The sequence below is a fragment of the Streptomyces melanosporofaciens genome (assembly GCF_900105695.1).
Taxonomy (GTDB): Bacteria; Actinomycetota; Actinomycetes; order Streptomycetales; family Streptomycetaceae; genus Streptomyces; species Streptomyces antimycoticus.
Genome location: NZ_FNST01000002.1, coordinates 800,891 through 826,593 on the forward strand (window position 1 = coordinate 800,891; position 25,703 = coordinate 826,593).

The window sequence follows — 25,703 nt, forward strand, 5'->3', positions numbered from 1 at the left end:
CGGCCCACCGGGCCGCCGCCCGCGCCCGGGGGCTCAGCGTCCCCCTAGTGGCGCGCTGAGCGCGCGTCCGCGCCCCCGGTCCGGAACGCTGTCCATCCAGCCCGGTCCGTCCGCACAGAGCCTCCTCACCCATTCGAGAGAACCGGAGTACCCATGACGCCGCGCCGCACCTCCCTGCCGCTGCGCACCGCCGCGATACCCGCCGCCATGGCGCTCACCACCGCGCTGGCCTTCCTGCCCACCACCGCCACCGCTCTCGGACGGGACGGCCACGCCTCCGCGGCCACCGCGGCCGACGGGCCGTCCCTGAGCTATGTCGTCAACACCAAGCCGGGGCAGGACCCGTCCCGGATCCGCAAGGCCATCGCCCAGGCCGGTGGCACGGTCGTCGTGTCGTACGACCGGATCGGCGTCATCGTCGTCCACTCCGCCAACGCGGACTTCGCCAAGAGCGTCCGTAAGGTCCGCGGCGTCTCCTCCGCCGGTAACACCCGCACCGCCCCGCTGCCCGCCCAGTCCACCGACGACATCGACACGCCGAAGCTGCTGAGCGAGAAGGAGCGGCAGGCGGTGGCGGCGAAGGCCAAGGCCGGGCAGGACCCGCTGGAGCCGCTGCAGTGGGATCTGCCGGCGATCAAGGCGGACAAGGCGCATGAGAAGAGCCTGGGCAGCCGGAATGTCACCGTCGGGGTCATCGACACCGGTGTGGACGACACCCACCCGGACCTGGCGCCGAACTTCGACCGTAAGGCGTCCGTCAACTGTGTGACGGGCAAGCCGGACACCACCGACGGCGCCTGGCGGCCGACCGCGGAGGAGTCCCCGCACGGCACCCATGTCGCGGGGGAGATCGCCGCCGCGAAGAACGGCATCGGCGTCACCGGCGTGGCCCCGGGCGTCAAGGTCTCCGGTATCAAGGTGTCCACGACGGCCGGGTTCTTCTACACCGAGGCGGTCGTCTGCGGCTTCATCTGGGCCGCCGAGCACGGCGTGGACGTCACCAACAACAGCTATTACACCGACCCGTGGTACTTCAACTGCACCACCGACCCGGACCAGAAGGCCCTGGTCGAGGCGGTGCGCCGGGCCTCGTCGTACGCGGAGCGCAAGGGCGTGGTCAATGTGGCCGCGGCGGGCAACGAGAACTACGACCTGACCTCGGACACCATCACCGACCCCTCCAGCCCCAACGACACCACCCCCGGTGAGCGGGAGGTGGACCCGAGCGTCTGCCTGGACATCCCGACCCAGCTTCCGGGCGTCGTCACGGTCGCCTCGACCGGCGCCAAGACGCTCAAGTCCTCGTTCTCCAACTACGGCCTCGGGATCATCGACATCGCGGCCCCCGGCGGCGACAGCACCGTCTACCAGAAGCCGGAGCCCCCGGCGACCAGCGGCCTGATCTACAACACGCTGCCGGGCGGGCAGTACGGCTACATGGCGGGCACCTCGATGGCCTCGCCGCATGTCGCCGGTGTCGCGGCGCTCGTCAAGAGCACCCATCCGCACGCCTCCCCCTGGATGGTGAAGGCGCTGCTGAAGGCCGAGGCCGATGACCTCGCCTGCCCGACGCCGTACGACATCGACGGCGACGGCACGGTCGACGCGGTGTGCGAGGGCGGCAAGCGCTACAACGGCTTCTACGGCGCCGGGCTCGCGGACGCCCTGGACGCCGTCGAGAAGTGACCGGCTGACACAATGCACGGGCCGCCGGGGCGGAACAGCCCTCGGCGGCCCGTACGCGTTCCCCCATGTAGCGGCGAGAGGACCCCGTTTCCGTGCACCACGACGCCTCCTGGGGACCGCTGCCCCCGCGGCCGGCCTTCTGGCTGCTGATCCGGTTCGTGCTGACCGTGCTGCTGCTGCCGTTGTGGTGGGCGCTGATCGCGGTGATCTTCCTCGGCTTCATCGCCTTCGGGCTCGTGGCCGAGATCCTTACGGTCATCCCCGGGTTCGAGAAGGGGTTCCTCGGCCTGATCGACAAGTTCGGGGACAGCGTGGCGGTGTGGCCCGCCTGGTGCGTAACGCTCCCGGAGCTGCGGCACGAGGGCGACGCGGCCTTCTACCGGGCCCGGGTCGACGAGCGCATCGCCACCTGGACCAGCAAGGAACTGGCCGCCCAGAAGGCGAAGAAGGCCCCGCCGCCGGGTCCGCACGACGTCTGCGTGCGCGCGTACCGCGGGGTGGGCGCGGGCTATGTCCTGGAGGCGGCGCGGGCCCAGGGCTGGGAGCTGAGCCATGACCGCCCCTCGGACCCGCTGCGGGTGGTCCGGCTGAGGCGGCTGCCGGTCACGGTCTGACGAGCGCCGGTTCCGGCCCGGGGCGCGGGGCCGCCTCGCGCGTCGCTCCCGCCATCAGCAGCCACTGGGCGGCGATATAGGTGGCCATGATCCAGAACTGGGGCACCGGCGGCCGTGGCCAGTCGGCGAGCCCGGCCGCGATCAGGGTGTCGGAGAGCATGAACAGCGCCCCGCCGAGCCCGGTCCACGGGCCCGCCCCGAGCGCGGCCAGCGCCATGACCGTCAGCAGCAGGCTGTAGCCCGCGACGGGAAGCCGCAGATCCGCTTCGAGGCCGGACCACAGCAGCGCCACCGTGCCCAGCCACGCGGCCCCGTACCCGGCGGCCACCCAGGGCGCCGTACGGGGCCACCCGGCGCAGGTGAACAGGGCGCCCCGCCCGGTGGCGGTGAACAGCGCCAGATAGCAGAGGTGCCCGGCCGCGAAACACCCCATTCCGGCCAGGAACGCGGTCTCGCCGCCGATCTGCAGCAGCACATCGCCGCCACAGCCGCACACCAGCGCGGCGGGGAGCGGCCACGGCCCGCCGCGCACCAGCGCCCAGGCGGCGAGAACGGGCATCAGGGCGGGCTTGGTGAGGTGGGCGACGGTGGTGGCGTCCGCGAGCAGCGCGCCCAGGTGAACGGCGGTCAGCAGCGCGTAGAGGGCGGGCAAGGCCCTCGTCGCGCGCCCGGCGGCGGCCGTCACCGCGCGCTCTCGCCGACCGGCTCCCGCGGCCCGGCCTCCGTAGCCGACCCGGCCTCCGGCGCCGGCCCGGGCTGCCAGCCCGGCCCCATGAAGACCCGGCCCGCCCGCTCGCGCCAGCCCCGCGCCGCCGCGATGTCGCGGGCGATGGCCGCGTACTCGTGGGTGGCCACCCGCAGCGGGTTGTAGGTGCCGATGTTCTTCGTCAGGCCGTAGACGGGCCGCTCGATCTCGGGGACGAAGGATCCGAAGAGCCGGTCCCAGACGATGAGGATGCCCCCGAAGTTGCGGTCCAGATAGCCGCCTTGGGAGGCGTGGTGGACGCGGTGGTGCGAGGGGGTGTTGAAGACGAACTCGATGGGGCGCGGCAGGGTGCCGATCCGCTCGGTGTGGATCCAGAACTGGTAGACGAGGTTCACCGACGAGCAGAACGCCACCGCCGCGGGGTGCACCCCGAGCGCGATCATCGGCACATAGAACGGCCACACGGTCCAGGTGGTCCAGGGCTGCCGCAGGGCGGTGGTGAGGTTGAACTTCTCGCTGGAGTGGTGCACCACATGGCACGCCCACAGGATGCGGATGACATGGTGCCCGCGGTGCGACCAGTAGTAGAAGAAGTCCTGGGCGAGCAGCATCAGCGGCAGTGTCCACCACAGCACCGGGACGCGCAGCGGGGTGAGTTCGTAGACGGCGGCATAGATCGCCACAATCGGGATCTTCCACACCAGGTCGAAGACGAGGCTCCCGAGCCCCATGGTGACGCTGGTCGCGGCGTCCTTCGCCGCGTAGCCCTCGGCGTCGTCGTCGGGGTGGAAGCGGTAGCTCACCATCTCCACGACGGTGAGCAGGACAAAGGCCGGTATCGACCACAGCACGGCATTGGGCAGGTGCGGCATGTCCGCAACATAGAACCGCCCGTAAGGCCGCCGCTAGGGGTAGTTACCAACAAGTATGGTAGATGGGGTGTCAACAATAGGGGTCGCCCAGGAGCGCATGGCCGATTAAGCTCCCCGCCTGTGCGCAGAGCCAGAGAACGGTTCCGGACCGGCGGCATAGCCCTCGCCTGCTTGCTGTCGGCGCTCACCACGGGGTGTTCCTCCGGGTCGGGCGGCGATGACTCCCCCTCACCCCTGATGGCCGCGGTCGGGCATGTCTCGGTCGCGGGCGCGACGGGGGCCCAGGTCTCCTATCTCGACGCCGACCGGGTGCGCTCGCTGGAGAAGGGGGGCTCCGAGAGGTTCCGCACCATCGGCCGGCCGGGCAACCCGCTGCTGAGCGGCTACCGCTTCAACGCCCATGCCTACGGGCTCGATCCGGCCATGATCGACACCGATGTGACCAATGGCTACGCCGGGCACTGGGACGGCTCCTTCGACGCGGACCGCATCACCGCCAAGCTCAAGGCGGGCGGATTCGCCCGGAGCACCTGGCACGGCGAGACCATCTGGAAGAAGGAGGGCATCACCCTCCGGGTCGGCCAGGACGAGCTCTCCTTCGGCTTCGCCGGCAAGGACCTGTCCTCGGTGCGTCCGGCCAAGGGCAAGTCCCTGGCGGACGACCCGGATTACCAGGCCCTGGATCACTGCCTGGGCGATGTCTACCGCGTCGACTTCGGCGGGAAGAACGCCAAGAGCGCGGTGCGCCTGTCGGCCACCGGACAGCTCGCGAAGTCCGCGAAGGAGACATCCGGGGTCATCTGCGCCCTCACCGACGGCAAACGGACCGCCGAGCGCGCCGCCGACCGGCTGAAGTCCGTCATCGAGCAGCGGGCCCCGCGCTTCGACGGCGCCAAGGTGACCGTTCTCACCGGGGATTCGCCCGGGGTCAAGGTGACGGTGCCCGACCGCCGGGAGGACAAGCGCGCCGGCCGCCTCCTCACCAGCAACATCGATCTGCAACTGGCCCTCTCCGACCTCTGACCCACCGCCGGGCCCCGACGCCCCGTCAACCCCGGGGCTCGGCCCGCCCCGACCGGCCCACCGGTCAAGGTTGTCGGCGGCGGCCCGTATCCTCATTGACCATGCTCGAAGACCCGACGACAGCCGCACCGCACCCCGCACCGCCGTCCTCCTGGCCGGCCACCTATCCGCAGGGTTACGCGGTCGTCGACGTGGAGACCACCGGCCTCGCCCGCGACGACCGGATCGTCTCCGCGGCGGTCTATCAGCTCGACGCCCGGGGCACGGTGCAGGACCACTGGTACACCCTGGTCAATCCGCAGCGCGACCCGGGCCCGGTGTGGATCCACGGCCTCACCGAGGAGGTGCTCCAGGGCGCCCCGCGCTTCCCCGAGATCGCCGGGGAGCTCGCCGAGCGCCTGGCCGACCGCGTCCTGGTCGCGCACAACGCCGCCTTCGACTGGTCGATGCTCGCCCGGGAGTACGCCCGCTCCAAGAGCGCCGCGCCGGTGCGGCAGCGGCTGTGCACCATCGCCCTCTCCAAGGAGCTGGGCCTGCCGCTGCCCAACCACAAGCTGGAGACCCTCGCCGCGCACTACGGAGTGGTCCAGCGGCGCGCCCACCACGCCCTGGACGACGCGCGGGTGCTCGCCGAGACCTTCCGGCCCAGTCTCCACCGGGCCGCCGAGACCGGGCTGCGCCTGCCGCTGCTGGCCTGCCAGCCGCTCACCGAGTGGTCCGACGGCCCGGCGATCGGCCGCCAGCGGTCGTACCGGCAGACCTGGCGCCCCAGCCGTAAGCGCCCCGCCTGCCCCTACCCCAACCCCGGGCGGTACGAGCCGGGCGGGCAGCTCGTCCAGGGCATGCGGGTGGCGTTCTCCGGGGACACCTCCGTCGACCGCGAGCTGCTGGAGGACCGGGCGATCGAGGCCGGGCTGCACGTGGCCACCAGCGTCTCCCGGCTCACCAGCGTGCTGGTCACCAATGACCCCGACTCGCCCACGTCCAAGACCGCCAAGGCCCGCTCCTTCGGCACACCCGTCATCGACGAGGCGGCCTTCATGCAGCTCCTGCAGGACGTCACCCCCGCGCCGCCGACAAACAGGTGAAGTCGGCGCGACGCGCCCGCCCACCGCTCGCCCGCCACCGCGCGGGCCCGCACGCTGAGGCGCATGGCACGTTGTGAGGTATGCGGAAACGATTACCGGATGACATTCGAGGTGCACGCGCAGGGCAATGTGCACGTCTTCGACTGTTTCCAGTGCGCCATCCACCGCATGGCGCCCATCTGCGAACACTGCCGCGCCCAGATCATCGGGCAGGGCGTGGAGGCGGACGGCCAGTTCTACTGCTGTGCCCACTGCGCGCGGGCGGAAGGGAAGGTGGGCATCGTCGACCATGTGTGAACCCGGCCACCTGCGTGGATTGTGCCTGGGCCGCCCCCAGCGGCCCAGGGACAATCCACGCCGAGTAGGGTCAAGGACGTGTACCGCTTCCTGTTGACCCGGCAGTGGGTGATCCTCACACTTGTCGCCCTGGCGCTGATCCCGACGATGATCAGGCTGGGCTTCTGGCAGCTGCACCGCCATGAGCACCGGGTCGCGCAGAACCAGCTGATCGGGGACAGCCTCGACGCCCCGGCCGTGGCCGTCGGCAAGCTCACCTCCCCCGGCCGTACGGTGGCCCGCGACGACACCTGGCGCACGGTGACCGCCACCGGCACCTATGACACCGCCCATGAGGTCGTCGTCCGCCAGCGCACCGGCTCCGACGAGCAGTCCATCGGCTATTTCGTCCTCACCCCGCTGCTGCTCCCGGACGATCGCGCGGTCCTGGTCAACCGGGGCTGGATCCCGGCCGGTGCCGACCTCACCGCGTTCCCCAAGGTCCCCGCCGCCCCCTCCGGCAAGGTCACCGTCACCGGCCGGCTCAAGGCCGACGAGACCACCGGCAACAGCGGCATCAAGGACAAGCAGGGGCTGCCGCCCCGCCAGGTCTCGCTGATCAACAGCGAGCAGCAGGCGAAGGTGCTGTCCCGGCCCGTCCTCGGCGGCTACATCGAGCTCACCTCGTCCTCCCCCAAGGGCGATAAGCAGCCCCAGCCGGTCCCCGAGCCCAACCACAGCGACATCGGCCCGCATATGGCGTACGCCGTCCAGTGGTGGCTGTTCTCCGCCGGTGTGCCCATCGGCTGGGTGGTCCTGGCCCGCCGCGAGCGCCGGGACCGCGCCGCCGAGGCCGCGAAGGCGGCGGCCACCCCGGAGAAGGTTTCCACCGCGGCCACGGCGGACGTCCGGGCCTAGGATCCGGCTTCCGGGGGAAGGCGCCCGGACATGGCCCAGCACATCGACGACTACGCGCTCATCGGCGACCACCAGACGGCGGCCCTGATCAGCCGCCATGGCTCCATCGACTGGCTGTGCCTGCCCCGCTTCGACTCACCGGCCTGTTTCGCCGCGCTCCTCGGCGGCCCCGACAACGGCCACTGGCGGCTCGCCCCCAAGGGCGCGGGCGCCTGCACCCGCCGCGGCTACCTCGACGACTCCCTCGTCCTGGAGTCGGTCTGGGAGACGGAGACCGGCACCGTCAAGGTCATCGACTTCATGCCGCAGCGCGATCGCGCCCCCGATGTCGTCCGCATCGTCGAGGGCGTCTCCGGCAGCGTCGAGATGCTCGGCGTCCTCCGGCTGCGCTTCGACTACGGTCGGATCGTCCCCTGGATGCGCCGCACCGACGGCCACCGGATCGCGATCGCCGGGCCGGACTCCGTATGGCTGCGCTCGGAGCCCGAGGTCCACACCTACGGCAAGGACTTCAGCACCCGCTCCGAGTTCACCGTCTCGGCCGGGGACCAGGTGGCGTTCGTGCTCACCTGGCACCCCTCGCATGAGCCCCGCCCCCGGCTCGTCGACCCGTACGACTCCCTCCACTCCAGCCTGGCGGACTGGCGCGAGTGGGCCGCCCGCTGCCGCTACGAGGGCCCGCACCGGGACGCCGTCATCCGCTCCCTGATCACCCTCAAGGCGCTCACCTACGCCCCGAGCGGCGGCATCGTCGCGGCCCCCACCACCTCACTGCCCGAACAGCTCGGCGGGGTCCGCAACTGGGACTACCGCTACTGCTGGCTGCGCGACTCCACCCTCACCCTGAACGCCCTGCTCCGCGCCGGCTACCACGAGGAGGCCGCCGCCTGGCGCGACTGGCTGCTGCGCGCGATCGCCGGCGACCCGGCCGAGCTGCAGATCATGTACGGCCTCGGGGCGAGCGCCGACTCCATGAGCATGAGCTGCCCTGGCTGGAGGGGTACGAGCGCTCCACCCCCGTCCGGGTCGGCAACGGCGCGGTCGACCAGCGCCAGCTCGACGTCTACGGCGAGGTGCTCGACACCCTCCACCTCGCCCGCTCCGCCGGGCTGCCCGCCGAACCACACGCCTGGAAGATCCAGACCGCGCTCATGGACTTCCTGGAGTCCGCCTGGCGCGACCCCGACGAGGGGCTGTGGGAGGTCCGCGGGCCCCGCCGCCACTTCGTCCACTCCAAGGTCATGGCCTGGGTGGCCGCCGACCGCGCCGTCCGCGCCATGGAGGCCGCCCCCGAGCTGAGCGGCGATGTGAACCGCTGGCGGGCCATGCGCGACGCCGTCCACCGCGAGGTCTGCGAAAAGGGCTACGACCCCGAGCGGTCCACCTTCACCCAGTCCTACGGCTCCGCCGAGCTGGACGCCGCGACCCTGCTCATCCCCCGCGTCGGCTTCCTCCCCGCCACCGACCCCCGCGTCATCGGCACCATCGACGCCGTGCGCCGCGAACTCAGCGAGGACGGCCTGATCCGCCGCTACACCGCCGTCGACCGGGTGGACGGCCTCCCCGGCTCCGAGGGCGCCTTCCTCGCCTGCTCCTTCTGGCTCGCCGACGCCCTCCACCTGGCCGGTCGCCACAAGGACGCCCGCGCGCTCTTCGAACGCCTCCTCGCGCTGCGCAACGACGTCGGGCTGCTCGCCGAGGAGTACGACCCGGCGACCGGCCGGCAGCTCGGCAACTTCCCCCAGGCGTTCAGCCATATCGGCCTCGTGGGGACCGCCCTCACCCTCGCGGAGCGGCCCAGGGCAGACTGACTCCATGGATCTTGGACTCAAAGACCGGGTGTACATCGTCACCGGAGCCACCCGCGGGCTGGGCCTCGCCGCCGCCCGTGAGCTGATCGCCGACGGTGCGAAGGCCGTCATCACCGGCCGCGACGCCGAAACGGCGGCCGCCGTCGCCGCCGACCTCGGCCCGAACGCCGTCGGCGTCGCCGCCGACAACGCCGACCCCGAGACCGCGGCCCGGCTCGTCGCCACCGCCCGCGAGCGCTTCGGCGGCTTCGACGGCGTCCTCATCAGCGTCGGCGGCCCGCCGGCCGGGCTGACGGCCGACATCACGGACGCCCAGTGGCAGGCCGCCTTCGACTCCGTCTTCCTCGGCGCCGTCCGCTTCGCCCGTACGGCCGCCGAGCAGCTTCCCTCCGGCGGCGTGATCGGCTTCGTCCTCTCCGGCTCCGTCCGCGAGCCGATCCCCGGCCTCACCGTCTCCAACGGCCTGCGGCCCGGCCTCGCCGGTTTCGCCAAGTCCCTCTCCCTCGAGGTCGGCCCCCGCGGCATCCGCGTCGTGGGCCTCCTCCCGGCCCGCATCGACACCGACCGCGTCCGCGAACTCGACGCCCTCTCCGGCGACGCCGAGGCCTCGCGGGAGCGGAACGCGGCGGCGATTCCGCTGCGGCGGTATGGGACGCCCGAGGAATTCGGCAAGGCCGCCGCGTTTGTGCTGTCGCCGGCGGCGTCGTACCTCACCGGGCTGATGCTGCCGGTGGATGGAGGGGCCCTGCACAACCTCTGAGGGGGCTTGGGTGGGGCTCCGCCCAGACCTGGGCCCGGCCGCACACCGAGTGCGGACCGCGGACGCCTCCGGCGGAAAGCCCCCACCCCACCGGGGCTCCGCCCCGGACCCCGCTCCTCAAACGCCGGAGGGGCTGCATTCACGCCACCGACGGGTAGCCGCCGACGAGACGGGAGGGGGCGGGGTCGCAGGGGTGGTGTCCTGGACGCTTACGTGTATGTGTGGCGCCAATCCCCGACCAACACAACGCCCCCGGCCAACGGCGCCGTAAATATACGGTCCAGGGCGCCGCCCCGGAGGCCCCGCACCCGCCACCCACCCCCGGACCACCGCGCACCCCAGCAACCACCACCGCACCCGCACCCGCACCCGCACACAGCGGAACCCGCACCCGCACGCAGACCTACCGCGCCCGCTCCGCCCCGTGCCGGGCCACCCGGAGGCGCACCTCCGCCGGGAGTTGTTCCAGGCCCGCCGAGCTCCGTGCGCGCTCCAGGGCCTCCGCCCGCAGCGCGTCCAGTGTCAGCGTCGGTTCCGCGCGCGGCTCCAGCACCAGACCCATCCGCGCCTCCGGCGTGGTCCGTCGGCCTCGTAGCAGGACGTGGGCCCGCTCCACGCCGTCCAGGGACTCCGCGTCCGCCAGGAGCGCCGCCTCCAGGGCCCGTCCCCGCAGCAGGGCGCCCTCGCCGTCGCCCGTCTCCACCAGTACCTCCTGCAGCCGGCGCCGCCGCAGCTGGGCCAGGAACCAGCACAGCGCGAGCACGAACAGCACCGCCAGCGCCGCGACGACGGCCGGCCACCACCACCCGGCGTCCCGCCACCGCGTCCGATCCGCCCGGCTCAGCAGCACATCACCCCGCCCGTCGAACGGCGGCCACCCGGCCAGGGCCACCGCGCCCACCCCGGCCAGCGCCAGACCGACGACCCCCAGCAGCACCCGGTTGACGACACTCAGCATGGCGCGCTCACCCCTTCGACTTCGCCGAGCGCCGGACACGGACGGACAGGGCGGGCCGCCGGGCCAGGCCCAGTTGCCGGATGCCCTCGTGGAGGGCGGCGTCCAGATCCGCCCGTACCTCGTCGAGGTCACGGAAGTGGGCCAGCGCACGGGCCCTGACCCGCCGACGGCCGACACCCACGCGGGCGGACCGCACGCCGGGTACCTCCATCGCCCGGTCCCGCAGCACCAGACCCGCCGAGGTCCGGTCGATCCCCGCCCGTACGGCGACCCCGGCCCCCGCCCCGGCCCCGGCGCCCGCCTCCACACCCTTCCCCGACTCCGCCTCAGCCCCTGCCTCAGCCCCCGCCCCCGGCGGACGCATCGGGAGCAGCCCACGCAGCCCCGGCGCCAACGCGAGGACCACCATCCACACCCCCAGCGCGGCCAACAGCGCCGCCCCGCCCATGACCCACGCGTCGTCCAGCGGCCGCGAGGCGAGTTCATCGGCGAGCCATTCCCGCCATCGCATGGCGGGGCGACCCGAGCGCACGGCCGCCACGTCGTACAGCAGCAGCCCACTGATGGCGGCGATGACCAGGGCGACGATCCCGGCCGGTACCCGCCGCACGGACCAGAAGCGCCTGATACGCCCGGGCGGCGGATCCCCGTCCCCGGCACCCGTCCGCGCCCTCCCGCCGTACGCCGACGCCGAGGTGGACTGACGCATCTTCTGGTCCGCGTTCATCGCACCCTGTCCCTCCCCCGACGCACCCTCCGCTCCGGGTGCTCCCACTGCGGCACATGCAGCCGTTCGACGGTCACCACGACCTCGGGCACCTCCATGCCCGTCAACTCGCCTACCCGTTCGATCACATGACGACGCACCGCACCGCAGTGCGCGCCGATGTCCGAGGGATAGCCCAGCTCGACGGCGACCCGGACGCGCGCGACGTCCCCGCGCACCACGGCGACCGCGTGCGGCCGCGCTGCGGCGAGACCGGTAAGGCCGACATCCGCAGCATTCGCAGCATCCGCATCCGCAGCATCCGCATCCGCGGTATCCACGACGCCCGCCACATCCGCCACGTCCGCCACATCCGCCACGGCGGCACCCGCATCCGCGACACCAGCCACATCCACCCGCAGCGCCTCCCGCGCCGCCTGCGAGGCGATCTTCGCGACGACCCGGTCCGCGATCCGCGTCGCACCCCGCTCACCCGGCTCGACCACGGCGCGTCCTTACTGTCGTCATGGCCCCAACTGCCGTCGTGGCCCCTGTCGTCGCCGCGGCCCCTGCCGTCGTCATCACACGTGTCGTCGTCACAGTGTTCACCGTGGCCGTCCGTCGTCACGGCCACGGGAACGGAAGAAGTCGCCCGGTTCCAGATCACCGTCCAGGAACCGGCCGACGACAAACCCGACGGCGCCCAACGCCGCCACCAGCAGAAAGGCCCCGAAACCACCGAAGTAACCGGCGAACGCCAGCGCCATCCCCGCGATCATCCCGACCACGGCCATGCTCATCGTGTGCTCCCCTGCTGGAGCCAACCGGAACCACTGCCGGCCTACTGGAGCCGCGGCTCCGGTGATTCCTCTTCCTCGTCCGGCAACTTCACATCGCTGACCGCGATATTGACCTCGACCACTTCGAGGCCGGTCATCCGCTCGACCGCCGCGATCACGTTCTCCCGCACGGCCCGTGCGACATCGGCGATGGAGACGCCGTAGTCCACCACGATTTCCAGGTCGAGGGCCGTCTGTACCTCTCCCACCTCCGCCTTCACCCCACGGGCGACCGACCGGTTGCCGGGCACCCGGTCGCGTACGACTCCGAAGGTGCGCGCGAGACCACCGCCCATCGCATGGACGCCGACCACATCGCGGGCCGCCATACCCGCGATCTTCTCGACGACGCCATCGGCGATGGTGGTGCGCCCCCGCGAGCCGGGGTCGCCTCCGCCGCGCCGGGGCCGGTCGGTGGCGGCCGGGGCGATACCGCCCCTGGCGCCCAGCGTCCTGGGGGTGCCCGCGGCGGGCTCTGTGGCGGGGTTCTCGGGTCGGTTCCGTGGTGCGGTCTCGGACATCACCGATCGTCCCTTCCGAGGCGAAGAGCGGCCGAAGCGGTTTCCGCTCGGTCTACTGCCCAGCTTAAAGGGGCCTTCCCCGAACCGCCTCGGAGATGCGGCACTCGCGCGACCGATACGGCAGGCTGTGAGCACACGGCAGGCCGAGACCAGTAGGGCTCGGTCCCGTCCGGCGCCAAGGGGTGACACGGTGGTCACAGACCGGCTCGTGCAGACCGTAAGGGAGCAGCTTCTGCTCGGACGGCTGCTGCCCCTGGGCGGGCGGGAGGACGGCTCCTGGATCACCGAACACGCGGCGGGCGAGGTGCTCCGGCGGGCCGCCGACGAGATCCCCGACGCGCGCCTGGGAGCGCTTCGGATCGCGCCCGCCGACCCCCAAACCACCGTGACGCCCGTGGTGCCGCCCCCGCCGAGCGCGCTGCCGCCGGGAACGCTGCGCATCGCGGCGGAGTGCGGGGCGACGTTGGAGGAACCGCTTCCGGTGACGGCGGACCGACTGCGCGACGTACTCCTCGACGCGGCGACGGACCGGCTGGGCCTCCTGGTGGAGGCGGTGGACGTACGGGTGACGGACGTGCTGGACGAACTCCCGGCCCCAGCGCCCGCGGCCCCGCGCCCCCACCAACCCCAACCACCACCACGGCCGACGCCGGTGGAACGCCCCGGCCCGGACCCCGCCGCGACTGCCGCCCGCACCGCCGCCTCCGTCCCCGGTGTCGCCCGGCTCGCACCGGTGCTGGGATCGCCCCGGCCCGTGCGGATCGAGGGTGCCCACATCCGGATCGAGCTGGCCGTGGGGGCGGATCACCGTGCCGTGGACGTGGCACGGGCGGTGCGAACGGCGGTGGCCCAGACCGCCCCGGTCCCGGCCCCGGGGGACCAGCCGCCCACGGTGGCCGTCCTGGTCACCGCCGTGGACTGACCACAACCCGGGCCGGCGACCGCCACCGCCGGCCGACCCGGGCCGATCAACTCTCGGCGCTGTACTTCCGCAGCCCCTCGACCGTGCGCTCCAGCTCCGCGACCCGGTCGGCCAGCTGTTCGGTCCGCGCCTCGAGCCGGCAGTTCTTGCGGTGCATCTCCAGGAACACATTGACCTTCGTCCGCAGCAGCCAGGGGTCGAAGGGTTTGGTGAGGAAGTCGGCGGCGCCGATCGCATAGCCCCGGTAGGCGTAGTCGGAGTCGGCGTCGGTCCCGGTCAGCAGGATGATCGGGACGTCCTTGGTCTGGTCGAGCCGCTTGATGTTGGCGGCGGTCTCGAAGCCGTCCATGCCCGGCATCAGCACATCGAGCAGAACGACGGCGAAGTCCTGCCGCAGCATCGCCTTCAGCGCCTCCTCGCCGGAGCGGGCGCGGACGAGCTCCTGATCGAGCGGGCCGAGGACGGCCTCCAGCGCGATCAGGTTCTCTTCCATGTCGTCGACGATGAGGATTGCGGCCTTCTCGCATGCGCTCGTCATCGCTCCCCCTGCCTCGGCCTCGGCGGACCGGTCTCGTCGGGCGCACTCCCGTCCCGGCCGACGCCCTCGCCGTCCTTCCCAGGGGCGTCGTCGACACCGCCCGGCACACCGAGCGACGCATCGTCAAAGGCGTCACCACCAGATGTGACGGCGTCATCGCCACCCACGGCAGGGTCACCACCGGACGGGGCAGGGTCACCACCGGACGGGGCAGCGTCGCCGCCCTCGCCCCCCGCCTCCCCCACCGGATCGAGCAGCTCGATGATCGCCGACATCAGCCGGTCGACGTCCACGGGCTTGGGGACATAGCCGTTCGCACCGCTGTCGATGGCCTTCTCCCGGTCGCCGGGCATGACCTTCGCGGTCAGGGCGAGGATCGGCACATCGGCGAGCCGGGGTGTGCTCCGGATGGCCCGGATCGTCTCGTACCCGTCCATCTCGGGCATCATCACGTCCATCAGGACCAGCGAGACATCGGGGTTGCGATGGAGGACCTCCAGCCCCTCGCGGCCGTTCTCCGCGTACTTCACCGTCATGCCGACCCGGCCCAGCACATGGGTGAGCGCGAAGACGTTCCGTATGTCGTCGTCGACGATCAGGATGCGGCGGCCGTCCAGCACCCGGCCGGGGCGTCCGCGCTGCCACTCCTTGAGCTGGGTGGCCCCCGGCCAGCCGTCGTCGTGATCCCTGATCTCGTCTCCGGCCCCGGTCTCGTCCCCGCCGCTCAGGGCCCGGGCGGCGACCAGGCTCTCCGCCTCGCCGAAGACCCCGCTCGGGGCGTGATCGGTGGTGTCCGGCAGCGTCTCGTCCGGGGCGGGGACCACCGCCGGGACGGTGGAGCCGGTGGCCCTGGGGTCCGAGGGGTCGGGCACCGGGGCGATGCCGCTGTAGTGCACGGGCACGTAGAGGGTGAAGCAGGAGCCGACGCCCAGTTCGCTCTTGGCCACGATCCGGCCGCCGAGCATTCCGGCGATCTCCCGGCTGATGGACAGGCCGAGGCCGGTGCCGCCGTACTTGCGGCTGGTCGTGCCGTCGGACTGCTGGAACGCCTCGAAGATCACCGGCAGCTTCTCCGGCGGGATGCCGATACCGGTGTCGGTGACGGCGAAGGCGATCACGGCGTCCGCGGACCGCAGCGCCTCCTCCTCGAACTCCGCTCCCGGGGTGCGCTCGACGCGCAGCGTCACCCCGCCCGAGGAGGTGAACTTCAGGGCGTTGGAGAGCAGATTGCGCAGAATCTGCTGGAGCCGCTGCTCATCGGAGAACATCTCGCGCGGTACGTCCTCGCCCACCGCGATCTCGAACGACAGCCCGCGGTCGACGGCCAGCGGCCGGAACGTGGCGTTCACATAGTCCAGGATCTTGACCAGCGGCAGCTTCTTCGGACGGACGTCCATCCGGCCCGCCTCGATCTTCGATAGATCCAGGACATCGTTGATCAGTTGGAGCAGATCGGAGCCGGAGCGGTGGATGGTGGCGGCGAACTGCACCTCCTGGGGGGACAGCCGCCCTTCGGGGTTGTCGGCGAGCAGCCGGGCCAGGATGAGCAGCGAGTTCAGCGGGGTGCGCAGCTCATGCGACATATTGGCGAGGAACTCGGACTTGTACTGGGAGGCGGTCGCCAGCAGCGCGGCCTTCTCCTCCATCTCCGCGTTGGAGCGCTGCAGCTCGTTCGAGCGCTGGCGCAGCTCGGTGGTGAGCCGCTGGGACTCGGACAGCAGCGACTCGGTGCGGGCGTTGGCGATGATGGTGTTGATCGAGACGCCGATGGTGTTCACGAACTGGTCGACGAAGGCCAGGTGGACCTCGCTGAACCGGCTGAACGAGGCCAGTTCGATCACTCCGAGCACCTGGTCCTCGTAGAGGATCGGCAGGATGACCACGCTGGCCGGGAGCGCGGAGCCCAGCCCGGAGTTGATGGCGAGGTAGTCGGGCGGGACGTCGTTGATGAGGATCCGCTTCTTCCCGACCGCCGCCTGGGCGACCAGCCCGCGGCCCGGGGGGCCGGTCCGCGGGGTCTGGCCGTCGCCCCCGACCGCGTCCTGATCGGTGCCGTATCCGGCGATGAACTCGAGCCCCTCACCGGGCTTGGCCCCGGCCGCGCTGAGGAAGAACGCCCCGAACTGCGCGTTGACCAGCGGGGTCAGCTCGCTCAGGATCAGATCGGCGACCTCGACCAGATCGCGGTGGCCCTGCATCAGGGAGGCGATACGGGCCAGGTTGGACTCCAGCCAGTCCTTGGCGCGAGTGGTCTCGCGGAGGTTGGCGACCATCAGGTTGACGTTGTTCTTCAGCTCGGCGACCTCGCCCTGTGCCTCGACCGAGATGGACCCGGACATGTCGCCCTGGGCGACGGCGGAGGCGACCTCGGCGATCGCGCGCACCTGGGTGGTCAGGTTGAGGGCGAGCTCATTGACGCCGGTGGTCAGCCGCTTCCAGGTGCCGTAGACGCCCTCGACCCGGGCCTGGCCGCCCAGCCGGCCCTCGCTGCCGACCTCGCGGGCCACCCGGGTCACCTCGTCGGAGAACGAGGAGAGCGTGTCGACCATGGTGTTGATGGTGGTCTTCAGCTCGAGGATCTCGCCGCGCGCGTCCACGTCGATCTTCTTGCTCAGATCACCCTCGGCCACGGCGGTGGCGACCTGGGCGATGTTGCGGACCTGCGAGGTCAGGTTGGACGCCATGAAGTTGACGTTGTCCGTAAGGTCCTTCCAGACCCCGGAGACGCCCGGCACTCCGGCCCGGCCGCCCAGCTGGCCCTCGGTGCCGACATCGCGGGCCACCCGGGTGACCTCGTTGGCGAACGAGCGCAGCTGCTGGACCATGGTGTTCACGGTCTCCTTGAGCTCCAGGATCTCGCCCCGGGCATCGACCGTGATCTGCTTCGACAGATCGCCGTTGGCGACCGCCGTGGTGACCTGGGCGATGTTGCGGACCTGGGAGGTCAGGTTCAGGGCCATGGAGTTGACGTTCTCCGTAAGGTCCTTCCAGACCCCGGACACGTCGCGGACCTGGGCCTGGCCGCCGAGGTTGCCCTCGGTGCCCACCTCACGGGCCACCCGCGTCACCTCGTCGGCGAAGGACGACAGCCGGTCCACCATGGTGTTGATCGTCGACTTCAGCTCCAGGATCTCGCCCTTCGCCTCCACCGTGATCGTCTTGCTCAGATCGCCCTCCGCCACGGCGGTGGCGACCTGAGCGATGTTGCGGACCTGCGAGGTCAGGTTGTCGGCCATGAAGTTGACGTTCTCCGTAAGGTCCTTCCAGACCCCGGAGACGCCCCTGACCTGGGCCCGGCCGCCCAGCTCACCCTCGGTGCCCACCTCACGGGCCACCCGCGTCACCTCGTCGGCGAACGCCGAGAGCTGGTCGACCATGGTGTTGATCGTCGACTTGAGCTGCAGGATCTCGCCCCTGGCGTCCACGGTGATCTTCTGCGAGAGATCGCCGTTGGCGACCGCCGTGGTGACCTGGGCGATATTGCGGACCTGCGAGGTCAGGTTGGACGCCATGAAGTTGACGCTGTCCGTAAGGTCCTTCCAGACCCCGGAGACGCCCCTGACCTGGGCCCGGCCACCCAGCTCACCCTCGGTGCCCACCTCGCGCGCCACCCGCGTCACCTCGTCGGCGAACGCCCCGAGCTGGTCGACCATGGTGTTCACGGTGAGCTTGAGCTCCAGCAGCTCACCGGTGGCCTCGACGGTCACCTGGCGGGTGAGATCGCCCCGGGCGACCGCCGTGGTCACCTCGGCGATGTCGCGGACCTGCGCGGTCAGCCGGGAGGCCATGGTGTTGACGGCCTCCGTCACGATGCGCCAGTCGCCGGAGAGCCCCTGCACCTTGGCGCGGCCGCCCAGCCGGCCCTCGGTGCCGACCTCGCGGGCGATCCGGGTCAGCTCGCCGGTGAACAGCGACAGCTGGTCCACCGTACGGTTCACCCCGCGCCCCAGCCGTCGCAGATCGCCGCGGAGCTGGCGGTTGCCGTCGTGCAGATCCACCCGCTGGGTCAGATCGCCCGACGCGATCGCGTCGAGCACCCGCGTGGCGTTGGACACCGGACCGACCAGGGCGTCCAGCAGGTGATTGGCCGCGTCCACGCTGGTCGTCCAGGCCCCCTGACCGGGGCTCGCGGTGATCCGCTCGTCCAGCCTGCCCTGCCGCACCACCTCTCGGCGCACCCGCTGCAGTTCCCCGGCCAGATGCGCATTGCGCAGCACGAGCTGGTTGAAGACCCCGGCCATCTCGCCGACCAGACCCTCGGCCGATGGGTCGGCACGGACGGTGAAGTCACCGTCGCACAGTGCGTTCATCGCCGCGAGCAGGGAGCGCAGTTCGGACGCGGTCTCCGCACCGCACGCCGAGCCTAGCGGCCCAGCGGGATCCGCACGTTCCGCGGGCAGTGCCGGGGAAGTGTCGGTCGTGATCGGGTCGAGTGCCATGGCGTCGTCCCTTAAAGATCATTCAATTCCCCCTGTCTGTCATAATATGGCACCTAGATAGCCTAAACCGCCCATATCGCCCTGGAGCCGCACGTGGGAGCTTTGTTTCCTCTCGCGCGTGAGTCCGTCTCACGGACAACGCTGCCCGGAAGCGTGCGCGCACCCGGCGCAGCGCGCACCTTCGTCCGTACGGCACTGACGGGACGGAGCGCCGCGGAGGCGTTCGCGCCGGTCGCCCTCGACGCGCGGTCGATCGACGACGCGGTGCTGCTGGTGAGCGAGCTGGTCACCAATGCGGTCCTGCACGCGGGCACCCGGGTCGAGGTGGTCTGCCGGCTCCAGCCCGGTGACGCCACCGCCGACGAGGGCGACACCATGGGGCAGCCCGACGAGCCGTCCCTCCCGGCCGATGCGCCCAGGCGGCCGGGGATCGTCGTGGAGGTGGCGGACCTCCACCCCGCCAGCACCGTGTACGGAGGGCCCGAGACCCAGCGCCGGGGCCGCGGCCGCGGGCTCCAGCTGATCGGGGCGCTCGCCGAATCCTGGGGCGTGACCTATCAGCGCACCCGTAAGGTGGTCTGGTGCCGGCTGGACGCCGAGCGGGCGGTGCCCGAGTCCAACGCCGTCCCCACCAGCGCGCTCGGGCGGGAGCTGCGGTTCGCCGAGACCCTCGCCCCGGTGACGCCGCGCGAGCAGCGCGATCCGACCGCCGATTGGGTCGACCGCGGCGGGCCGTCCTTCCTCGCCGAGGCCAGCGAACTGCTCACCGGCCAGCTCGACGAGAACATGGTCGCCGCCCTCGCCGGACAGCTTCTGGTGCCCCGGCTGGCCGACTGGTGCGCGGTCTGGCTGACCACCCCGAGCGGCGGACTGCAGCTCGCCCGCGTCTGGCACAGCGATGAGCACCGTATCGGCGCGCTCCGCCTGTCGCTGGAGCGGCATCCGCCGCCCACCGGGCTCGGCTCGGCGGGCACCTCCTGGCCCTGGCCCGGGATCGCGGACAGCCAGGGCGGATCGGCGGTGTGCTTCCCGCTGATCGCACACGGCCGCAGCCATGGCGCCCTGCTCATCGGCCGGGCGGCCGTGCCGCGGATGGCGGAGGGCGTGGTACGGCTCTCGGAGGACGTGGCGCGGCGGGTGGCCCAGGCGGTGGCCACGGCCCGGCAGTACACCCGGCAGGCGACGATCAGCCGGGCGCTGCAGCGTCGGCAGCTGCCCATGTCGCTCGCCCACATCCCGGGGGTGGATTCGGCGATCGTCTACGAGCCGCACGGCGAGGGACAGACCGTCGGCGGCGACTTCTACGATCTGTTCCCCATGGGCGACCGCCGCTGGTGCTTCCTGCTGGGCGACGTCCAGGGCAGCGATCCGGAGGCGATGTCGGTCACAGGACTGGCCCGCCATCTGGTCCGGCTGCTGGCCCGCGAGGGCCATGGTGTCGAGTCGGTGCTCAACCGGCTGAACCAGGCGCTGGTGGAGGAGGACGCGGAGGCGGCGGAGATCGACGGCGAGCAGTCCCGGCCGCGCTTCCTGAGCCTGCTCTACGGGGAGCTGGAGCCCGACCCGGAAGGAGGCAGCGCCCGCTGCACCCTGGCGAGCGCCGGCCATCCGCTGCCGCTGCGGCTGACCACCGACGGTGCGGTGGCGCCCGCCGCCAGCCCACAGATGCTGCTCGGCATCGACGAGAACCCGGACTTCCACGCCGACACGCTGGACCTGGCGCCCGGCGAGACGCTGCTGTGCGTCACCGACGGGGTCACCGAGCGGCGCAACGGCGTCCGTCAGCTCGATGACGACGACGGCCTCTCGGACATCCTGCGGGGCTGCGTCGGGCTCGGTGCCAAGGCGGTCGCGGAGCGGGTGCGGCGCGCCACGTATGACTTCAGCCCCGAGCCGATCGACGACGACCTCGCGGTGCTGGTGCTGGAGGCGGTGCCGACGATGGAGCCGCCGCGGGTGCCGTGACGGCGCGAACGTCGTGGCGGCGTGGGTGCCGTGACGGCGCGAGCGGCCCCACCGGGAAGCCGCGCCGGCGGTCCACACCAGCGCAACGTTGGCCGTAACGGCGCCGTCTAGTCCGTCAGCCCCGCCAGGTCGCGCAGCCGGCGGGCCTGGGCGGCGCGCTCGGCCACGCGCTGGTCCTCGTAGGTCCGGTCCACGGCCCCCCGCAGCAGCGCCTTGGTCTCGATCACGGCGTCGCGGGGCGCGGCGAGAAGGGCCGCCGCCAGGTCCTGGACCGCGCCGTCGAGCTCGGCGGCGGGCACCATGAGATTGGCGAGCCCGGTCCGCATGGCCTCGTCGGCATGGACGAAGCGCCCGGTCGCGCAGATCTCCAGCGCCCGGGCGTATCCCACGAGCCCGACCAGCGGATGGGTGCCGGTGAGGTCCGGCACCAGTCCGAGGCTGGTCTCGCGCATGGCGAACTGTGCGTCCTCCGCGCAGACCCGAAGATCACAGGCGAGCGCGAGCTGGAAACCGGCCCCGATGGCATGCCCCTGGACGGCGGCGATCGACACGATGTCGTTCCGCCGCCACCAGGTGAACGCCTCCTGGTACCCAGCAATGGCGGCGTCCAGGTCGCTGTCGGAGCCGCGCCCCAGCTCGAGGAACGACGGCTCGCCGTCGAATCCCTCGGGCGTGAACGCCTGACGGTCCAGGCCCGCCGAGAAGGACTTGCCCTCGGCGCGCAGCACCACGATGCGCACGGTGCCCGGCACCAGCTTCCCCGCCTCGGCCAGCGCCCGCCACAAGGCGGGCGACTGGGCGTTGCGCTTCGCCGGGTTGGTCAGGGTCACCGTGGCGACCGTGTCATCGACGGTGAGCTGAACGCCGTCCTTGTCGAGCAGGGTCACAGAGGCCTCCGGTCGAGTGCGGTCAGTACAAGTGACTGCACAGTAACCACCCGGCCGAACCGACGATCAGCCGGGTGGCACCCCTGTCCATACCTGCTGATGATGACGGAGCACAGCGCGTGCGATCAGGCCGTGGCGGCCTTCTTGCCTCGCGTCGCGCCGCCGCGTCCCCGTAGGGAAACTCCGGATTCACTGAGCATCCGGTGAACGAATCCATAGGAACGGCCGGTCTCCTCGGCCAGCGCCCGGATGCTCGCCCCGGAGTCGTACTTCTTCTTCAGGTCTGCCGCGAGCTTTTCGCGCGCGGCGCCGGTCACCCGGCTGCCCTTCTTCAGAGTCTCGGCCACCCGTGCCTCCTCATGGGAAGTGCGCTCTGGACTCTCATGATCACCCCTACAGAGCTTCCTGGCCACCCATTCGGCAAGGTCTGTGGATGAAGGATTGCGGGAGATCGCGACGCGACGGCCTTCGGAATCAAGGATTCCGGCGCTGTTCAACCTGACACTCTTTCGTGTTCATCGACGAAGAGGCAGGTCAGGGCATACGTGAGCAACGTCGCAGAGGTCCGGACCGGCGCACGGCACGTCGCGTGCGCCGGTGGCCCGCGACGCGCCGCGATACCAGCCGCTCTCACTCAGATGATGGATCACGCCTAGGCCGAATGATCTATGAGAAGGGCGTCGGAGCGGAGGAACCGGACTCTTGGGGCGGCGGCCGGAGCGCCGCCCCGGCGCCGCCATCGGCCCTCGTCAGGCAAGCGCGACGAGATCCGCGTAGGCCTCGCCCCACAGATCCTCGACACCGTCCGGAAGCAGAATGATCCGCTCCGGCTGCAGCGCGTCGACGGCGCCCTCGTCGTGGGTCACCAGCACCACCGCACCGGCGAAGGTGCGCAGCGCGCCGAGGATCTCCTCGCGACTGGCCGGGTCGAGGTTGTTGGTGGGCTCGTCCAGGAGCAGCACATTGGCCGAGGAGACCACCAGGGTGGCCAGCGCGAGCCGGGTCTTCTCACCGCCGGAGAGCACTCCGGCCGGCTTGTCCACGTCGTCGCCGGAGAACAGGAACGAGCCGAGCGTCTTACGGATGTCGACCAGGTCGAGATCCGGGGCGGCGGAGCGCATGTTCTCCAGGACGGTGCGGTCCGGGTCGAGCGTCTCGTGCTCCTGCGCGTAATAGCCCAGCTTCAGCCCGTGGCCGGGGGTGACCTCGCCGGTGTCGGGCTTCTCGACCCCGGCCAGCAGCCGCAGCAGGGTCGTCTTACCGGCGCCGTTCAGCCCCAGGATGACGACCCGGGACCCCTTGTCGACGGCCAGGTCCACATCGGTGAAGATCTCCAGCGAGCCGTACGACTTCGACAGCCCCTCCGCGGTCAGCGGGGTCTTGCCGCACGGGGCCGGGTCGGGGAAGCGGAGCTTGGCGACCTTGTCACTCTGCCGGACCTCGTCCAGTCCGGCCAGCAGCCGCTCGGCGCGGCGGGCCATGTTCTGCGCGGCCACGGTCTTGGTCGCCTTGGCGCGCATCTTGTCGGCCTGCGAGTTGAGCGCCGCGGCCTTCTTCTCGGCGTTGGCGCGCTCGCGCTTGCGGCGCTTCTCGTCCGCCTCGCGCTGGGCCTGGTAGAGCTTCCAGCCCATGTTGTAGATGTCGATCACCGAGCGGTTGGCGTCCAGGTAGAAGACCTTGTTGACGACCGTCTCGACGAGGTCCACATCGTGGGAGATCACGATGAAGCCGCCGCTGTAGGTCTTGAGGTAGTCCCGCAGCCAGGTGATCGAGTCGGCGTCGAGGTGGTTGGTGGGCTCGTCCAGCAGCATGATGTCGGAGTCCGAGAAGAGGATCCGGGCCAGCTCGACCCGGCGCCGCTGACCGCCGGAGAGCGTATGGAGCGGCTGGCCGAGCACCCGGTCGGGCAGGCCGAGGCTGGCGGCGAAGGTCGCGGCCTCCGCCTCGGCGGCGTATCCGCCCTTGGTGAGGAACTCGGTCTCCAGGCGCTCGTACTTCTTCATCGCCCGCTCGCGGGTGGCGCCCTTGCCGTTGGCCATCCGGTCCTCGTTCTCGCGCATCTTGCGGAGCACGGAGTCCAGGTCGCGGGCCGAGAGGATGCGGTCGCGGGCGAGGACGTCGAGATCGCCGGTGCGCGGGTCCTGCGGGAGGTAGCCGACCTGACCGGAGCGGGTGATGGTGCCGGCGGTCGGGATGCCCTCACCGGCCAGACACTTGGTGAGCGTGGTCTTGCCCGCGCCGTTGCGGCCGACCAGGCCGATGCGGTCGCCCTTGGCGATGCGGAAGGAAGCGGACTCGATGAGGACGCGAGCGCCGGCACGCAGCTCGACGCCGGAGGCGGTGATCACGGGAATTACTCCTGGGCAGGGTGGACGGCGGACGGGACGGACGAGAGCGGCCGACGCCGTCTAATGCACGAGGAGAATTGCCATGCGGCTAGTTTAGCGGTGCGGGCAAGTCGTTTTCCCCCGGCCTTACGGCCCTCGCCGCGACCTTACGGCCTTCCCCATGGTCTCCCGCGGCGGCCGCTCTCCCTCCCCCGCGGCCGCTCCCCCTCGGGCCCGGCCCGTGTGAACCTGTCAAGCCCCGCCCGTGTGCACCTGGAACGCCGCCCGGCGCACCGCCTTGGCCAGGGCCGGATCGGGGTGGGCGGCGGCCAGCGCCACCAGGACCTGCACGGTGCGGGGGTGCCCCACGGCCCGTACCTCCTCCAGCAGCGCGGGCACGGTGCCCTGCACGGCGGACTCCAGGTGGCGGACGAGCAGCGGGCTCTCGCCGTGGTCGGAGATGGCCGCGGCGGTGTCCACCCACAGCCAGGTGGCCTCCTCGCGGGTGAGCGCGTCCAGTGCCTCGTCCGGGTCGGCGCCCTCGTGCTCGGCGAGCCACAGAAGCGCGTACGGCCGCAGGCACGATTCCTCGACGACGGCCCGTACGGCGGGCTCGGCGGGCGCCCCGACCACGCGCAGCGCCTCGAAGGCGAGCCCGCGCAGCAGCGCGTCGTCGCCGCGCGCCGCCTCGATCAGCTCGGTGACCGCGCTGCCGACGGGGCGGGCGGCCAGCCAGGCCCGGTACTCGGCGCGGGCGGGGCCCGGGGTCAGGCCCGCACAGCCGCGCAGCATGTCGGGGGCGGGCTGCTCGATGTTCCCGGCCGGGCTCTGGGCGGCGACGCAGATCTGCTCCAGCTTGACCCACACCGCCCAGCTGCCGAGCGCGGACAGCTCGGCCTCCCGGCTGTCGCCCTTGGCCTCGTCGGCCGCGCTCCCGGCGCTCTCCGGCCCGTCCGGCCCCTCTGGGAGCTCCTCCCGCACCGTGAGCGCCCCGACGGACGAGAGTGCGTCCAGGACCCAGTCGAGCAGCCCCTCAAGCGTCGCGGTGTCCTCGGCGTCGTCGGGGCTCCCCGCGCTCCCGGCGCCCCGCGCGGTCTCCTGAGGCTCCGTGGCGTCCTGGATCTCCGCGGCGTCCTGGGGGACCTCGCACCGCTCGGTGCGCAGCTCGGCGACCCGCTGCCGGAGCATGTCCAGCAGGGCGGAGATCTGCATGGGGCCGGCCGAGAGCTGCAGCAGCGAGAGCAGCTGCGGTACGGCCTCGACGACCTCCGCGACCGCCGTCGGCTCGGCCTCCGCCGGGGCGGGGCAGGCCAGGGACCATGCGTCGAGGAGCGCGACCCAGCCCCGCAGCACGGCGCTGTCGTCCCGGTCCCACGCCTGCAGCCGCCAGCCGGGGCGGGTGGTGCCCGCGTGGTGCTCGATGAGGCCGATGAGGCGGGCGCGGTCCCAGTCGCTCCGCACCTCCGATTCGCTCAGCCCGAGCGCGGCGGCGGCGCGGGCGGCGGCCTCGTCGGAGAGCGCGCCGGGGGCGCCGTGCTCGGCCGCGGCCCAGTGGGCGATCGCCACGGCCCCGGTGAGCCCCGCCCTGGCCCGCCGGGCCAGCTCCGCCGGGGGCGGAGTGCCCTCCGGCGGGCGGGGCGCCGGTCTTGAGCCGCGGTTCACCGCGGGCCGGCGGGCGGTGGCCATCGGCCGGTTGCGGACGAGTCGGAGCCGGGAGTCGCGCGGAGTACGGGACGTCACGGAAGCAGTCTCGCCGTTGACGGCCCGAAAGCCCAATCGGCACCCGTCCGGCGGTCGCCGCGAACGGTTCGCGCCATCTTACGGACGCTTGCGCCACCGCCCCGCGA

Annotated in this window: 22 protein-coding genes and 1 pseudogene; 10 read left to right on the forward strand and 13 right to left on the reverse strand. The window is 71.9% G+C overall.

From position 1 onward, the window contains the following. Positions 1-153: 153 nt before the first annotated feature. Positions 154-1,686, forward strand: a complete 1,533-nt coding sequence (locus BLV72_RS06185) for a S8 family peptidase (protein WP_093460804.1) — start codon at positions 154-156, stop codon at positions 1,684-1,686. A gap of 92 nt (positions 1,687-1,778) precedes the next feature. Further along, entirely contained in the window at positions 1,779-2,300 is a 522-nt protein-coding gene (locus tag BLV72_RS06190; RefSeq protein WP_093460805.1) for a hypothetical protein, read from the forward strand. On the opposite strand, the gene BLV72_RS06195 is transcribed toward BLV72_RS06190, so the two are convergent. Continuing rightward, positions 2,290-2,985: a lysoplasmalogenase gene (locus BLV72_RS06195; protein ID WP_093460807.1), complete on the reverse strand. Its 696-nt coding sequence runs from the start codon at positions 2,983-2,985 to the stop codon at positions 2,290-2,292. The two genes, BLV72_RS06190 and BLV72_RS06195, sit on opposite strands and share 11 nt — an antisense overlap. Further along, complete coding sequence (locus BLV72_RS06200) at positions 2,982-3,878, reverse strand: sterol desaturase family protein (RefSeq protein ID WP_093460808.1); 897 nt, start codon at positions 3,876-3,878, stop codon at positions 2,982-2,984. Before BLV72_RS06200 ends, BLV72_RS06195 begins: the two co-directional genes overlap by 4 nt. 120 nt (positions 3,879-3,998) lie before the next feature. On the opposite strand from BLV72_RS06200, the gene BLV72_RS06205 reads away from it, so the two are divergent. The 6 genes and pseudogenes from BLV72_RS06205 (at position 3,999) to BLV72_RS06230 (ending at position 9,754) form a co-directional block, all read left to right on the forward strand. Next, positions 3,999-4,901: a hypothetical protein gene (locus BLV72_RS06205; protein WP_143059762.1), complete on the forward strand. Its 903-nt coding sequence runs from the start codon at positions 3,999-4,001 to the stop codon at positions 4,899-4,901. 101 nt (positions 4,902-5,002) lie between these two features. Continuing rightward, positions 5,003-5,989, forward strand: a complete 987-nt coding sequence (locus BLV72_RS06210) for a DEDDh family exonuclease (RefSeq protein ID WP_093460811.1) — start codon at positions 5,003-5,005, stop codon at positions 5,987-5,989. Positions 5,990-6,052: 63 nt separating this feature from the next. Continuing rightward, positions 6,053-6,286, forward strand: coding sequence for a hypothetical protein (locus BLV72_RS06215; RefSeq protein ID WP_037949523.1), 234 nt, complete (start codon positions 6,053-6,055; stop codon positions 6,284-6,286). Between the two features lie 78 nt (positions 6,287-6,364). After that, on the forward strand, positions 6,365-7,183 hold the full coding sequence (locus tag BLV72_RS06220) for an SURF1 family cytochrome oxidase biogenesis protein (protein WP_093460813.1): 819 nt from the start codon (positions 6,365-6,367) through the stop codon (positions 7,181-7,183). A gap of 30 nt (positions 7,184-7,213) precedes the next feature. Continuing rightward, a pseudogene (locus BLV72_RS06225) lies at positions 7,214-8,994 on the forward strand (glycoside hydrolase family 15 protein). 4 nt (positions 8,995-8,998) lie between these two features. Continuing rightward, positions 8,999-9,754 (forward strand): SDR family oxidoreductase, encoded by a 756-nt coding sequence (locus BLV72_RS06230; protein ID WP_093460814.1) that lies wholly within the window; start codon positions 8,999-9,001, stop codon positions 9,752-9,754. A 403-nt stretch (positions 9,755-10,157) separates the two neighbouring features. Here BLV72_RS06230 and amaP read toward each other — a convergent pair whose 3' ends face one another. The 5 genes from amaP to BLV72_RS06255 all read right to left on the reverse strand — a co-directional run bounded on the left by amaP (position 10,158) and on the right by BLV72_RS06255 (position 12,778). Beyond that, positions 10,158-10,712, reverse strand: a complete 555-nt coding sequence (gene amaP / locus BLV72_RS06235; RefSeq protein ID WP_093460816.1) for an alkaline shock response membrane anchor protein AmaP — start codon at positions 10,710-10,712, stop codon at positions 10,158-10,160. Positions 10,713-10,719: 7 nt separating this feature from the next. Then, positions 10,720-11,439, reverse strand: coding sequence for a DUF6286 domain-containing protein (locus BLV72_RS06240; RefSeq protein WP_093460817.1), 720 nt, complete (start codon positions 11,437-11,439; stop codon positions 10,720-10,722). Continuing rightward, on the reverse strand, positions 11,436-11,834 hold the full coding sequence (locus BLV72_RS49695; protein ID WP_425288505.1) for a hypothetical protein: 399 nt from the start codon (positions 11,832-11,834) through the stop codon (positions 11,436-11,438). The genes BLV72_RS06240 and BLV72_RS49695 overlap by 4 nt, the downstream gene beginning before the upstream one ends. 189 nt (positions 11,835-12,023) lie before the next feature. After that, complete coding sequence (locus BLV72_RS06250; RefSeq protein ID WP_093460820.1) at positions 12,024-12,218, reverse strand: hypothetical protein; 195 nt, start codon at positions 12,216-12,218, stop codon at positions 12,024-12,026. Positions 12,219-12,259: 41 nt separating this feature from the next. Continuing rightward, positions 12,260-12,778 carry an Asp23/Gls24 family envelope stress response protein gene (locus tag BLV72_RS06255; protein WP_093460822.1) on the reverse strand — a complete coding sequence of 173 codons (519 nt, stop codon included), beginning with the start codon at positions 12,776-12,778 and terminating at the stop codon, positions 12,260-12,262. 190 nt (positions 12,779-12,968) lie between these two features. Between BLV72_RS06255 and BLV72_RS06260 the strand changes: the two genes are divergently transcribed. After that, positions 12,969-13,700: a hypothetical protein gene (locus BLV72_RS06260; protein ID WP_093460824.1), complete on the forward strand. Its 732-nt coding sequence runs from the start codon at positions 12,969-12,971 to the stop codon at positions 13,698-13,700. A 46-nt stretch (positions 13,701-13,746) separates the two neighbouring features. Here BLV72_RS06260 and BLV72_RS06265 read toward each other — a convergent pair whose 3' ends face one another. Together BLV72_RS06265 and BLV72_RS06270 are read right to left on the reverse strand one after the other, a co-directional pair. Further along, positions 13,747-14,238, reverse strand: coding sequence for a response regulator (locus BLV72_RS06265; protein ID WP_093460825.1), 492 nt, complete (start codon positions 14,236-14,238; stop codon positions 13,747-13,749). Further along, positions 14,235-18,677 (reverse strand): HAMP domain-containing protein, encoded by a 4,443-nt coding sequence (locus tag BLV72_RS06270; protein WP_093460827.1) that lies wholly within the window; start codon positions 18,675-18,677, stop codon positions 14,235-14,237. Before BLV72_RS06270 ends, BLV72_RS06265 begins: the two co-directional genes overlap by 4 nt. A gap of 93 nt (positions 18,678-18,770) precedes the next feature. Between BLV72_RS06270 and BLV72_RS06275 the strand changes: the two genes are divergently transcribed. After that, positions 18,771-20,642: a SpoIIE family protein phosphatase gene (locus tag BLV72_RS06275; protein ID WP_093460828.1), complete on the forward strand. Its 1,872-nt coding sequence runs from the start codon at positions 18,771-18,773 to the stop codon at positions 20,640-20,642. Between the two features lie 107 nt (positions 20,643-20,749). Here the strand turns inward: BLV72_RS06275 and BLV72_RS06280 are convergent, their stop codons facing one another. The 4 genes from BLV72_RS06280 to BLV72_RS06295 form a co-directional block, all read right to left on the reverse strand. After that, complete coding sequence (locus BLV72_RS06280) at positions 20,750-21,529, reverse strand: enoyl-CoA hydratase/isomerase family protein (protein WP_093460830.1); 780 nt, start codon at positions 21,527-21,529, stop codon at positions 20,750-20,752. Between the two features lie 125 nt (positions 21,530-21,654). Continuing rightward, a complete protein-coding gene (locus tag BLV72_RS06285) occupies positions 21,655-21,876 on the reverse strand; it encodes a helix-turn-helix domain-containing protein (RefSeq protein WP_014059784.1) in 222 nt (73 codons plus the stop codon). 402 nt (positions 21,877-22,278) lie between these two features. Beyond that, complete coding sequence (locus BLV72_RS06290) at positions 22,279-23,877, reverse strand: ABC-F family ATP-binding cassette domain-containing protein (RefSeq protein ID WP_093460831.1); 1,599 nt, start codon at positions 23,875-23,877, stop codon at positions 22,279-22,281. A gap of 231 nt (positions 23,878-24,108) precedes the next feature. Then, complete coding sequence (locus BLV72_RS06295; protein WP_093460833.1) at positions 24,109-25,596, reverse strand: hypothetical protein; 1,488 nt, start codon at positions 25,594-25,596, stop codon at positions 24,109-24,111. Between the last annotated feature and the right edge of the window lie 107 nt (positions 25,597-25,703).